This window comes from Arthrobacter globiformis, from assembly GCF_030815865.1.
Taxonomy (GTDB): domain Bacteria; phylum Actinomycetota; class Actinomycetes; order Actinomycetales; family Micrococcaceae; genus Arthrobacter; species Arthrobacter globiformis_B.
Map to the genome: position 1 here is coordinate 2,564,303 of NZ_JAUSXI010000001.1, position 11,804 is coordinate 2,576,106.

The window sequence follows — 11,804 nt, forward strand, 5'->3', positions numbered from 1 at the left end:
TTGGGCTTCCTGCAGTTCATCCCCCCGCACTGGCGGCGTACGTACAATCACCCAACCCCCAACGGAGATAAGGACAAAACCATGCCCCAAGACCGAGCTCCGCACAACCGCATTCGCCAAGATGCGGTCCGATCCTTTCCGTCCGCCCCGCCACAGACACGCGAGGATTCTGCCGCGCGGGAAATTCCTAGTATTGACGCCTTCGGCGCCTCACCCTGGGTCGGCCTTCACTACCGGCACGAGTTCCTGCTCCACCACCGGCACGAACTGCTGGCGCACCAGGGGGATGCATAGCACGGCAAGCTACTTGGCGAACACCCGTGCTGCCGCAGGGTGTCAGCATGGTCGGTCGCTGATCACTCTCCCAGGTTGCCTACGAAGTCATCGGCAACGACGTCACCATCATGGCCGCCGAAGCCGGGCAGCTCCAGTTCAACGCTTTCGAACCCCTCATCGTCCACAGCCTCCACAAGAGCATCTCCCACCTGGAAGCCGCGTACCGCACCCTCAAGGCCCGCTGCACCGGGGCATCACTGCCAATAAGGAACACCTCCGCCTCACCGTGGAGCAGTCCATCGGCTTGGTCACAGCCCTGAATCCCCACCTGGGCTACGCCACGGCAACCGCCATCGCGCAGGAAAGCACTCGGCACCGGCAAGGGCGTGGCAGAACACGTCCTCGATGACTCCTCACCAGCCCAACTGCAGGAACTCCTCAGCCCCGAACGCCTCGCCAACCTCAACATCTAGCTTGGTCGGCGTCCAATCCTCGAAAAGGCACCTCGGCCTGCACGCATCCGCACAGCCTCATATGGACTGTAGGTCCACCCTTGGCGGCCACGCTTCCGCAGGCCTATCCACACAAGGAGCTCTCATGAAGAAACGAAATTTCAGTACCCTTCATTACGCCCAGTCGAAGTCTCTAACGGTCGCCACGGGCGAGCACTGTCCTGAGACCGGCTGGTGGCACCCGGTCCAGCCGGAGAAACCAGGCACTCCAGCACCTCCTCGCTTCGTTGGCGAGGGAAGCGTTATGCCCGCGGTAGGCGGGACCTCCACTATCTGGGTGCCGGCCGGGACTGTCTGAATAACGGTGGATCCGCTGTTGGCCTGCCACGCCGGGTGTTGCCTGGCGGGGAGGACTGCTCATGAGCGGAACCATGGATCCCACGGCGACTGATGTGGATCAGCAAGAGTTAGCGCAGCAGCTCCTGGCCCAGGCCTGGGAGCAGGGCACCGACCGCGTCGGTCCGGACGGGCTATTGAACCGGTTGACGAAGAAACGCAGTGTCGTCATCGAATTGGACGAAACCGATGCCCTCGATGAGGGTCTAACTCCAGGGGGAGAACTTGTCTCCGAAGAACTCATCGTTCAGGTCGTTCCTCAGGCCACGGACGAATTCACCTGCTATTCAGGCTTTCTGGTCCGGCACCGGTCCCAAATAGCCCGCGAGAGCCACAGCCATTCATACTGCCTGGAGTGCGAAGGACTAACGCTAGATTTTTCCTTCGACGAGATCTTCCAGCGATCATCGGGTAACCGACAATCGCAGAAGTAGAACTTCAATCCAAACAGCCCCTTTGACGGGCACTCCCACGACCATTTTCAAATCACCGATAACCGGCCCTATGTCGGGTTAAAAACGCGATTCTCGCGGTCACGGACAACGATTCTAGACCTCTGCAGCTAATCCAGCCTTGGCACTCAGCGCAGCAGTTTGTCCGAAGCCATCGGCAAGATCCTTCTTCCCGTTGGAAGAGGGGACGGTCGCCGAAATTGGCCACCACCCACGGTAGGTTGTCGTCCACCAAGACCGCGCCCACCTGACTGCTGTCGGCGGGGAGCGCATCGAAGGCGACCATGCGGAAGGTCCGGATATAGGAAAGTAATGCACATCTTGATCTGCGGGCACCGTGAACTAGGTCAATACTCCTGCCAATGACCCGCATAACGCGAATACCCAGTTGGGCGCTTTGCTTGTCGACGAGGCTCAGGACGGATGTGCCCGCCCGAGCACAAACAGCGCAGGGTCAGGACAAGGCACGGGCCTCGCTCGATACGGTCACGACCTGAACCGCAACCCCTGCCTCCCGGAACTTCTGCACCTCGGTAGGGTCGGCGCCGTCGTCCGTTACCAAAGTCCACGGCAACGCTAAATGTGCCCAGGCGTGGAAGGGCCGCAGACCGAGCTTTGACGAGTCTGCCAGGACGTAGACGCTGTTGCCCCGCCGAGCCATGAGTTCTTTGAGCCGTGTTTGGGCGTGGTCTGCTTCGCAGATGCCGTCTTCGGCGGTGACGGCGTCGGCGCCCAGGAATACGCGGTCAAAGGTCACCCGTTCCAGGGCCGCTTCGGCCAGGGGTCCCACAAAGCTTTGGCTCAGGCTCCGCAGCCGGCCACCCAGGCAGTCCACCTCGATGTCCCCGGAATCGGCCAGCTCCTGCATGGTGTTGATGCCCGGCGTCGTCACGGACAACTTCTCAAACCCGCGTAGCTCGTGGGCCAGGGCACCCACGGTGGAGCCGGCGTCGAGCAGGATGTTCTCACCGGGCACGATTACGGACGCGGCCCAGCGGGCGATGGCCTGCTTCTGCTCGAACGCCTCGCCGGTACGCTGCCGCAGCGACGCCTCAGGGTGCGCGCCCAGCGCCATGGCGCCGCCGTAGGTGCGGGCCAGCCTGCCCTGCCCGTTCAGCAGCGCCAGATCGCGGCGGATGGTGGAGGCCGTCACCTTGAACCGGGCGCTCAGTTCCTCCACGGACGCCAGGCCGGTGGTCACGGCAAGGTGGTAGATCTCCTCCCGCCGCGCATTTGCGCTCAGCATTCCCGGTCTCCTTCCCGTGGCGGTGGATACCATGCTAGTTCCGGCCCCCGGCAAGTCCCCGCAGCATCGCCCTGTACCTTCCCAACATGGCCGCCAACATCAAGGCTGCTAGACGGCCACGCTGGGCCGGGTAGCCATCTCCGCGGCCTGGTGCAGCGCTTCCACCATGGAACGCGAGTCCGCGATTGCTTTGCCGGCGATGTCGAAGGCGGTGCCGTGGTCCACTGAGGTGCGGATCACGGGCAGGCCCACGGTGATGTTCACGCCGGCCTCGATGCCCAGCACCTTCACCGGGCCGTGCCCCTGGTCGTGGTACATGGCCACCACCAGGTCATAATCGCCGCGGCCGGCCAGGAAGAACAGCGTGTCCGCGGGAAGTGGGCCCACGGCGTTGATCCCGTCAGCCTGGGCGGCCTTTACACCGGGTTCGATCTTCTCGGCTTCCTCGCCCTGACCGAACAGACCGTTCTCGCCCGCGTGCGGGTTGATGGCGCAGACGCCGATCTTCGGGTTCGGGATGCCCGCGCGGACCAGGGCGTCGTGTCCGCGGCGGATGGTGCGTTCCACCAGGTCCGGGTTGATCTTGCGGATGGCGTCGACCAGACCGATGTGAGTGGTCACGTGGATGACGCGGATCTTGGGGGTGGAGAGCATCATGGACACTTCCTTCGTGCCCGTCAGGTGTGCCAGCAGTTCGGTGTGCCCGGGGAAGATGTGTCCGGCGGAATGCAGCGCCTCCTTGTTCAGCGGCGCGGTGCAGATGGCTTGCACCTTTCCGGCCATGGCCAGTTCGCTGGCCACCCGGATGTACTCATATGCGGCGTGGCCGGCCACGGGGGAGAGCTGGCCCCACGGCAGGTCCTCGGGCAGCAGCGCCAGGTCGATCACATTCACTCGGCCCGGCGTGAACACCGCGTCTTCCACGTTTTCGATGCTTCGGATATCCGCCTCGACGCCCAGAATATCCGCCGCCTGGCGCAGGCGAAGCGCGTCACCGATCACCACGGGCCGGCACTCGGCGTTGCTCTGTGGATCCAGCACTGCCGCTACCACCACCTCCGGCCCCACCCCGGCGCCATCGCCCATGGTGACGGCCACGTAGGGGAGTGCGTTCTGCTCGGTCTTGTTCGTTGCGTCGATTGTCATTTCTGCTCCAGGTCGTTCGGAAGTCTTGCTGGGAAGGGTGTTGGCGGGAGCTTGCGCGGACCGGCCGCGGTGCTCCCGGATTTCGTCGTAAAGCTGCAGGAGGGCGAGGTCATCGCCGAAACTGCCGGGTTTGGTGCCCACCAGCGTTCCGTCCTCGGCGCGGCTGAGCACCGCCCCGTGCTGCACGGCCGCGAGCGGCACCAGGCTGTGGCGGCCGACGGCGTCCAGGACCTCCCGGGCCGTCTCACCGCCGGTGAGGATCAGGTCTGCGTCTGTTCCCTTTGCTGCCTCGGCTGCAAATTGGGAGAGGGCCTGGACGATGCTGGCGGCGCGTGCCGGGTCCACCTTGCCTGCGGCCAGGGTGACGGCCACATTGGTGCCCGCCTGCAGCGCCTGCTTCGTTGCTTCGAGCTGCGGTGCGTAAGCTCCCGTGGCGCCGGCATACTGCGGGTGCAGCCGTATGACTGTGAACCCACGTGCTCCGAGCTGTGCGAGCTGCGCCTGCGCTGTTCCGGATGCGGAACCGACGACGGCGAGAACTGGCTTTGCGGTTCGCTGCGGTTCCACACTGGCTGCTTGAGCCCGTGCTTCGATCTGCGCGTTTCGCGCAAATTGTGCAGAGATGCGCTGCGCGAGGACGTCAGCGGTTCCACCGGTACCTACGAGCACCACGCGGCGGTTAGCGGTAGTGAATCTCAACTCCAGAAGGGCCTCCACGATGTGTTCCAGGTCCTGGATGGTTTCGCCGTCGGCCACCACCAGCGCTGGCTGGTCGGATTCCAGCAGTACGAACAGTTTGGTCGTCAGAGAATCGGACCGGACCTCGTCCAGGTTTAGCGTCTGAACCGAGGACGGCTCCTCCGGGCGGAGCAGCGATGGAATATCTGCCGGCGGGGCCGACTGCTCGGCCTGCCACAGGTTTGTCTGCGCGAGGGGAGTCCCGGCAACCAGCGGCTTTCCGTTTTGCACTGAACGCTGCAACTGGGGGAGTGCCCCCGCAATAACAGCGCTAAATCCCAGCGCCGTCAGTGCGGACACCTCGGCGCGGACGTTCCCACGCCAGAGGGAGTCGATCTTCTTGAACGCCACCTGCGCTCCCGAAGCTGCCGGAGCGGAGAAAGTCTCCTTGACCAACGCCTCGGCCGCGGATTCAGAAAGGCCGCGCGAATGGGTGTCGACCACCGCTACGTCGGGGACGAGCCCCGGCTCGGAGGCGCCGCCGTCATTCGTGCCAAGGAAGACCCGCGCGGGCAGGCCGTGTTGGACAAAGCAGTAGCCAACCTCTGCGGCGCCGGAGAAATCGTCGGCTTGAACAACTACCGAAGCCACGTTGCTCCTCTCCACATCAAAGTCGGCTGGAACCCGCTGGGGTGCGGGATGCTTTCCAACATCATGACACGGTTGCGCTAATCACGCTAGAGGGCTTGCGCAATTTGCGCAGGAGTGGCAAAGTGATGAAAACAACATTCGGCGCAGCCAGTCAGTCCGGCCGGCAGCCGTCCCCGATCTACCGAGAGGTCAACGATGACCGTTCTTCCTCAAGGAAGTGAGATTTCCCGTCGCCGCCTGCTGCAGTTCGGCGCGGCTGCAGGGTTCCTGCTGGGCACCGGCAGCCTGGCCGGTTGCGCCGGCCCGACCGGGCTGCCGGGACCCAGCACCCTGACCCTGGCCCTCAACAGGTCACTGGTCAGCCTGGACAACAAGCTCAACCAGTTCGACGCCGCCGTCACTGTCCAGCGCTCGGTCCGCCAGGGCCTCACCGCCATCGGGCCCGAAACCAAGCCCGTCCTGGTCCTGGCCGAACGCTTCGAGATGACCGGCCCCACCGAATGGACCGTCACGCTCCGCGAAGGCATCCGCTACTCGGACGGCAGCCCCGTCAAGATCGAGGACGTGTCCACTGCCCTGAAGATGTATAAGCAGGTGCAGGGCTCCTTCGTGGCCGGCTTCTTCCCCGAATTCCCCGCCGTGGTGCCGGTGGATGACCGCACCTTCAAGATGGTGTCCAAGAAGCCCGTCCCCATCCTGGACTCGCTCATGAGCATGATCCTGATTACCCCCGCAGCGCAGAACAAGCCGGAGGAACTGCAGGAAGGCGTGGGCACCGGCCCGTACATGGTCACCAAGTTCAACCGCGGCGCCGGCACGTACAGCCTCAAACGCAACGAAAACTACTGGGGCCCCAAGCCCGAGATCGAGAACGTGGAAGTCCGGTTCCTCCCCGAGGAGTCCAGCCGCGTCATCGCCCTGCGCAGCGGCGAGGTGGACATCATCGACTCCATCACGCCGGATTCCCGCGAACAGCTCGCCGGACTTCCCGGCGTCAAACTCAAGGAAGCGTCCAGCCTCCGGCTTAACCAGATTTTCTTCAACTTCCGCAAGCCCGCCGGCCACCCGTTGGCCGATCCCCGTGTGCGCCAGGCGCTGAGCATGGCGATCGACGGCGAAGCACTGGTGAAGGACGTGCTGGTGGACTCCGTCACCCAGGCCGAAGGCGTCACCCCGTCCAGCCTCACCGGCTACCACAAGACCGGCGAGTACGTTTACGATCCCGAAAAGGCCAAGGCCACCCTCGCCGAGCTGGGCGTCAAGAACCTCACCCTGAAAATCATCTGGGAAACCGGCGAGTTCCCATCCGACACCTCCGTGATGGAGGCCCTCGTGGAAATGTTCGGCGCCATCGGCGTGAAGGCCGAGCTGCAGCAGTTCGAACCCGGCGGCAACATCCTGGCCTGGCGCCAGGGCAAACAGGGGGACTGGGACCTGCTGGGCAACGGCTACCCCAGCCCCACCGGCCTGGCCATCACCATGCTGCAGGGCATGTACTCCGGCACCCCGGAAAAGGAAAAGACCCGCGACACCTACCAGGGCTACGTGATCCCCGAGGTCGCCGCCAAGATCCAGGCCGCCTCCGCCGAAGCGGATCCGGCCCGCAGGACGGAACGCCTGAACGACGCACAGCAGGCCGTCTGGGACACCTGGCCCTGCGCCTGGGCGTTCGTGCCCAAGTCCGTCCTTGCCCACCGGGAGCGGGTGTCCGGCATCAACCTGGCACCAACCAACTCCTACCCCCTCGTTGATGTCCGGCTGGAGGCCTAAGCATGACGAACTACATCCTCAAACGCCTGGGACAGGGCCTGCTGACCGTCTTCCTCACGGTCTCCACCGTGTTCATCCTCATCCGGCTGGCCCCCGGCGATCCCGCCGTGTCCTACGCCGGCCCGCTGGCCACCAACGAACAGCTCGCTAGGGTGCGCGAACAGTTCGGCCTGGACCGCCCGGTGCTGGAGCAGTACTGGATCTTCCTGCAGCAGCTCTTCACCGGCAACCTCGGAACGTCCTACTCGTTCCAGGCCCCCGCCATGCAGGTGGTGGCGGAGCGGATGCCGTACACGCTGACCCTCGCCACCGCGTCCATCCTGCTCACCGCCGTCGTAGCCATCCCGCTGGGCGTGTGGATGTCCCGCCGCCCGGACACCGGCAAGGAACTCGGCGTGAACGTGCTGACCATCGCCGGGCAGTCCATGCCCGACTTCTGGACCGGCATCATGCTCCTGACCGGCTTCGCCGTCCTGATTCCCATCTTCCCGGCCTCCGGGTTCGCCACCTGGGGCGGGCTGGTCCTGCCCACCATCACCATCGCCATCCTGCAGATCGCCCTGATCTCCCGGATGGTCCGGCGGGAAATGACCGCCAACTTCGCCGCCCCGTACCTCACGGTGGCCCGGTCCCGCGGCGTAAAGAACTCGGTGCTGACCTGGCGCTACGCCATGGCCAACTCCGCCATCCCGGTGTTCACCGCACTCGGCACCCGGTTCGCCGCGATGCTCAACGGCGTGGTGGTAGTGGAAGTGGTGTTCGCCTGGCCCGGCGTCGGCTCCCTGATTGTGCGGGCACTCGAAACGCGCGACTACCCCCTCATCCAGGCAACGGTCCTCCTCACCGCGCTGCTGGCGGTAGCCGTCCAGCTGGTCATCGACCTCGCCTACCCGCTACTTGATCCCCGCGTTCGTCTTGGAAAGGCGGCAACAGCATGAGCCTCAGCGACACCGCAACGCCAACCGCTGGTTCTTCCGGAAACTCAGCGCAGCCCGCCCGAGAGCCCAGCCCCAGCGCCGTCACCGAAGCAGACATCGCTAAAGCCGGCGCCACCCGCCGTCGTAACGCCTCCAAGTGGAAGCTCATCGTGGGCACCGTCTGCACCCTGCTGGTGATCATCCCGATTATCCTGGCCCAGGTGCTGCCGCTGCCGGACGCCAACTTCCAGGACCTCGCCGCCCGGCGCCTGCCGCCGTTCACGGACGGGCACCTGTTCGGAACCGACCAGCTGGGCCGCGACCTGCTCTCCCGCGTGCTGCACGGCGGCCAGGTCTCGCTGACCATCGGCCTGCTGGCAGTCCTGGTCTCCGGCGCCATCGGCGTGATCCTCGGCTCCGCCGCCGGCTACTTCGGCGGCTGGGTGGACACCATCGTCTCCCGCGTCCTCGAAGCGCAGATGTCCCTGCCGCTGCTCATGATGCTGCTGCTGGTGGTGGCCCTTTTCGGCCCCTCGATCCCGGTGATCACCTTCGTGATCGCCATCGCCCAATGGCCCGAAGTAGCCCGCCTCACCCGCTCCATGGTGCTGGTGGAACGCGAAAAGCCGTACGTCTCCGCGGCCCGGATCCTGGGCCTGCACCGGGTCCAGATCCTGATCCAGCACATCATCCCCAACGTGATCAAGCAGGCCACCCTGGTGGTCCTGCTCCTGCTGGCCCAGGCCGTGCTGCTCGAGTCCGCACTCAGCTTCCTCGGCGCCGGCCCCCAGCGGCCCTTCGCCACCTGGGGCCGGATCATCTCCGACGGCCAGGACTACATCACCACCTCCTGGTGGATGGTCACCCTGCCCGGCCTGGTGATCGTGCTCATGGTGGTAGGCGTGAACCTGCTGGGCGACGGCCTCCGCGACCGTCCCCGCCGCAAGAAGAAGGGTGCCTGACATGACCGCACAACCGCAAACTTCTGCCCACCGTGAGCAGCCGCTCCTTGAGGTCCGCGACTTCCAGGTGGAACTGATCACCGACGCCGGCATCATCCGGGCCGTTGACTCCGTCAGCTTCAGCATCCACCGGGGCGAGACCGTCACAATCATCGGTGAGTCCGGCTCCGGCAAGTCCACGACGGCGATGGGCATCCTCCACCTGCTGCCCGAGGACCTGGCGGTACTGTCCGGCACCGTGCTGATTGACGGCGTCGACATCAGCGCCGATCCCAAGGCCATCAACAAGGTGCGCGGCAAAACCCTCGCCCTGATCCCGCAGGACCCCATGACGGCGCTGAGCCCGGTCCACTCGATCGGCAGCCAGCTCTTCGAGGCCATCCGGATTGCGGGTGCCGCCGAGGCCAAGGACAAGGCCGCCCTGCAGGCCCGGGCCATCCGGCTCCTGGAACAGGTGCACATTCCTACTCCTGAGAAGCAGCTGAAGAAGTACCCTCACCAGCTCTCCGGCGGCATGCTCCAGCGTGTGCTGATCGCCATCGCGCTGGCCAGCGAGCCGCAGCTGTTGGTGGCGGACGAGCCGACGTCAGCCCTGGACGTTACTGTCCAGGGCGGCATCCTGGACCTGCTGCTGGAACTGCAGGAGCAGCGCGGCATCGGCATCCTGATGATCACGCACGATCTTGGCGTGGCCCGGCTGATCTCGGACCGCATCCACGTGATGAAGGACGGCTCGTTTGTGGAGTCCGGCGAGGTCCAGCAGATCGTGGACCACCCGGCCACCGAGTACACCCGCACACTGCTGGCCGCAGTGCCCGTGCTGGGGCCGTGGGATGAAACCCCCGCCGCCCCTGCGTCCCATGGTGCGCACGCCGCCGGTTCTTCAGCCACCGGCGCCGCCACCGACCCAGCCCTGACCCAGACCGGAGCAAGCCATGAGTAAGCCGTTCCTCGCCGTCGAAAACCTGGTGGTGGATTACCACGTCCCAGGCGGCACCTTCCGGGCCGTTGACGACGTCTCCTTCTCGGTGGACAAAGGCAAGACGATCGCCGTCGTGGGTGAATCCGGCTGCGGTAAGTCCACCATCGCCAAGGCACTCATGCGGCTGGTGACCCCCACCAGCGGGCGGATTGACCTGGACGGAACAGACATCGCTTCCATGAGCGAAGCCAAGCTGCGTCCCATGCGCTCCAAGTTCCAGATGGTGTTTCAGGACCCATACGGCTCACTGGACCCGCACATGACCGCCCAGGAAATCGTGGCCGAGCCGCTGAAGCTGCAGGGCGTCCGGTCCAAGGCTGAACGGCACAAGGCAGCCGCGAAGCTGATCGACCAGGTGGGCCTGCCCGTCCGGTCACTGGACAAGCACCCGGCCGAATTCTCCGGCGGCCAGCGGCAGCGCATCGGGATTGCCCGAGCACTCGCGTCCAAACCTGAACTCCTGGTCTGCGACGAAGCCACCAGCGCCCTGGACGTATCCGTGCAGGCACAGGTGCTGCGGCTGCTGAAGTCCATCCAGGACGAAACCGGCATCACCTACGTGTTCATCTCGCACAACCTCGGCGTGGTGCAGGAAATCAGCGATAGCGTCATGGTGATGCAGAAGGGCAAGCTGGTTGAACACGGCACGACCGCGTCCGTCCTGACCGCCCCCAAGGAGGACTACACCCGCAAACTCCGCCGCGCCGCGCTGGACCCCTCCACTATGGAAGGCCTCAAGCCGCGGCACCTGGTCCGCTCCCTGGCACTCTCCAACCAAGCAAATTAGCCCAGTCGGCTGGACACCTTTTTTTACGAACACAACGAACGCAACCACGAGGAATTAACGCATGAGCAAGCAGCCCGACAGCGCCACGGTGGACGGCCTGAAACTTCCCATCTCCCGGCTGGTCCTGGGAACAATGACCTTCGGCGACACTGTCGATGAGGCCACCGCGGGCCGGATGGTGGAGGAGGCGCTCGACGCGGGCATTACCACCATCGACACCGCCAACGCCTACGTGGGCGGTGTGACCGAAGAGATGCTCGCGCGTCTCTTGAAAGGAAAGCGCGACGGCGTCATCCTGGCTTCCAAGGCCGGCATGCCCCATGCGGACCACGGGTCCAATTCGCCCCTTTCGCCTGCGGGGCTGCGCGCCAGCGTGGAGGGGAGCCTGCGCCGGCTGGGCGTGGAGAGCATCGACCTGTTCTACCTGCACCAGCCCGACCGCGCCACGCCTTTGCACGACACCCTGCGGACCGTTGCCGAGCTGGTTTCCGAGGGAAAGATCGGGGCGCTGGGTGTGTCCAACTTCGCCGCCTGGCAGATCGCCGACGTGATCCACACGGCGCGGGAAGTGGGGGCGCCGCAGCCCGTCGTCGCGCAGCAGCTCTACAACCTGGTGGCGCGCCGGCTGGAGGAGGAATACCTCGAATTCGCCGCCACCCACAACGTGCACACCATGGTCTACAACCCGCTGGGCGGCGGGCTGCTCACCGGCAAGCACAGCTTTGACGCCAAACCCACCGAGGGCCGCTACGGCGATTCCAAGCTCGCCGCCATGTACACGCAGCGGTACTGGGACAAGCAGCTGTTCGATGCCATCGGTGAGCTCTCCCGCATCGCCGACGGTGCCGGCGTCACGCTGGCCGAGCTGTCGTTGCGCTGGCTCGCCTACCGTGACGGTGTGGGCTCGATGCTGCTGGGCGGTTCCAAGGTGGAACAGCTTCGCGCCAACATTGCCGCCGTGGCCAACGGCCCGCTTCCGGCAGACGTTGTGGAGGCCTGCGACGCCGTTGGCAACTCGCTGCGCGGCCCGATGCCCGCCTACAACCGCTGACCTCTTTCCTTGCCGACTGAACCGACTTCTTTCCTGAA

At 65.1% G+C, this 11,804-nt stretch carries 9 protein-coding genes and 2 pseudogenes; 9 read left to right on the forward strand and 2 right to left on the reverse strand.

Going from position 1 to position 11,804, the window contains the following annotated elements; all coding sequences use genetic code 11:
- Nucleotides 1-81: 81 nt before the first annotated feature.
- The 3 genes and pseudogenes from QFZ33_RS11625 to QFZ33_RS11635 form a co-directional block, all read left to right on the forward strand.
- Nucleotides 82-294: a hypothetical protein gene (locus tag QFZ33_RS11625; protein ID WP_307027604.1), complete on the forward strand. Its 213-nt coding sequence runs from the start codon at nucleotides 82-84 to the stop codon at nucleotides 292-294.
- Between the two features lie 65 nt (nucleotides 295-359).
- Nucleotides 360-749: pseudogene (gene aspA / locus QFZ33_RS11630) on the forward strand (aspartate ammonia-lyase); the annotation flags it as partial.
- Between the two features lie 461 nt (nucleotides 750-1,210).
- A pseudogene (locus tag QFZ33_RS11635) lies at nucleotides 1,211-1,489 on the forward strand (DUF4193 family protein); the annotation flags it as partial.
- Between the two features lie 541 nt (nucleotides 1,490-2,030).
- Here the strand turns inward: QFZ33_RS11635 and QFZ33_RS11640 are convergent.
- Both QFZ33_RS11640 and pdxA read right to left on the reverse strand, forming a co-directional pair.
- Nucleotides 2,031-2,822, reverse strand: a complete 792-nt coding sequence (locus tag QFZ33_RS11640; protein ID WP_307027606.1) for a DeoR/GlpR family DNA-binding transcription regulator — start codon at nucleotides 2,820-2,822, stop codon at nucleotides 2,031-2,033.
- Between the two features lie 108 nt (nucleotides 2,823-2,930).
- A complete protein-coding gene (pdxA, locus tag QFZ33_RS11645; protein ID WP_307027608.1) occupies nucleotides 2,931-5,297 on the reverse strand; it encodes a 4-hydroxythreonine-4-phosphate dehydrogenase PdxA in 2,367 nt (788 codons plus the stop codon).
- 195 nt (nucleotides 5,298-5,492) lie between these two features.
- Here pdxA and QFZ33_RS11650 point away from each other — a divergent pair, with 195 nt between their 5' ends.
- The 6 genes from QFZ33_RS11650 to QFZ33_RS11675 all read left to right on the forward strand — a co-directional run bounded on the left by QFZ33_RS11650 (nucleotide 5,493) and on the right by QFZ33_RS11675 (nucleotide 11,766).
- Nucleotides 5,493-7,067 (forward strand): ABC transporter substrate-binding protein, encoded by a 1,575-nt coding sequence (locus tag QFZ33_RS11650; RefSeq protein ID WP_307027610.1) that lies wholly within the window; start codon nucleotides 5,493-5,495, stop codon nucleotides 7,065-7,067.
- Nucleotides 7,068-7,069: 2 nt separating this feature from the next.
- Nucleotides 7,070-8,005, forward strand: a complete 936-nt coding sequence (locus tag QFZ33_RS11655; RefSeq protein ID WP_307027611.1) for an ABC transporter permease — start codon at nucleotides 7,070-7,072, stop codon at nucleotides 8,003-8,005.
- Complete coding sequence (locus tag QFZ33_RS11660) at nucleotides 8,002-8,946, forward strand: ABC transporter permease (RefSeq protein ID WP_307027613.1); 945 nt, start codon at nucleotides 8,002-8,004, stop codon at nucleotides 8,944-8,946. The genes QFZ33_RS11655 and QFZ33_RS11660 overlap by 4 nt, the downstream gene beginning before the upstream one ends.
- Nucleotide 8,947: 1 nt before the next feature.
- Complete coding sequence (locus QFZ33_RS11665) at nucleotides 8,948-9,889, forward strand: ABC transporter ATP-binding protein (protein WP_307027615.1); 942 nt, start codon at nucleotides 8,948-8,950, stop codon at nucleotides 9,887-9,889.
- Nucleotides 9,882-10,715 (forward strand): ATP-binding cassette domain-containing protein, encoded by an 834-nt coding sequence (locus QFZ33_RS11670; RefSeq protein WP_307027618.1) that lies wholly within the window; start codon nucleotides 9,882-9,884, stop codon nucleotides 10,713-10,715. The genes QFZ33_RS11665 and QFZ33_RS11670 overlap by 8 nt, the downstream gene beginning before the upstream one ends.
- A 61-nt stretch (nucleotides 10,716-10,776) precedes the next feature.
- Nucleotides 10,777-11,766: an aldo/keto reductase gene (locus QFZ33_RS11675; protein WP_307027620.1), complete on the forward strand. Its 990-nt coding sequence runs from the start codon at nucleotides 10,777-10,779 to the stop codon at nucleotides 11,764-11,766.
- The last annotated feature ends 38 nt before the right edge of the window (nucleotides 11,767-11,804 follow it).

Bases quoted from the DNA above. Each gene is read 5' to 3' on its own strand.
- QFZ33_RS11625 (WP_307027604.1), top strand. From the start codon at position 82: ATGCCCCAAGACCGAGCTCCGCACAACCGCATTCGCCAAGATGCGGTC.
- QFZ33_RS11640 (WP_307027606.1), bottom strand. From the start codon at position 2,822: ATGCTGAGCGCAAATGCGCGGCGGGAGGAGATCTACCACCTTGCCGTG.
- QFZ33_RS11650 (WP_307027610.1), top strand. From the start codon at position 5,493: ATGACCGTTCTTCCTCAAGGAAGTGAGATTTCCCGTCGCCGCCTGCTG.
- QFZ33_RS11655 (WP_307027611.1), top strand. From the start codon at position 7,070: ATGACGAACTACATCCTCAAACGCCTGGGACAGGGCCTGCTGACCGTC.
- QFZ33_RS11660 (WP_307027613.1), top strand. From the start codon at position 8,002: ATGAGCCTCAGCGACACCGCAACGCCAACCGCTGGTTCTTCCGGAAAC.
- QFZ33_RS11665 (WP_307027615.1), top strand. From the start codon at position 8,948: ATGACCGCACAACCGCAAACTTCTGCCCACCGTGAGCAGCCGCTCCTT.
- QFZ33_RS11670 (WP_307027618.1), top strand. From the start codon at position 9,882: ATGAGTAAGCCGTTCCTCGCCGTCGAAAACCTGGTGGTGGATTACCAC.
- QFZ33_RS11675 (WP_307027620.1), top strand. From the start codon at position 10,777: ATGAGCAAGCAGCCCGACAGCGCCACGGTGGACGGCCTGAAACTTCCC.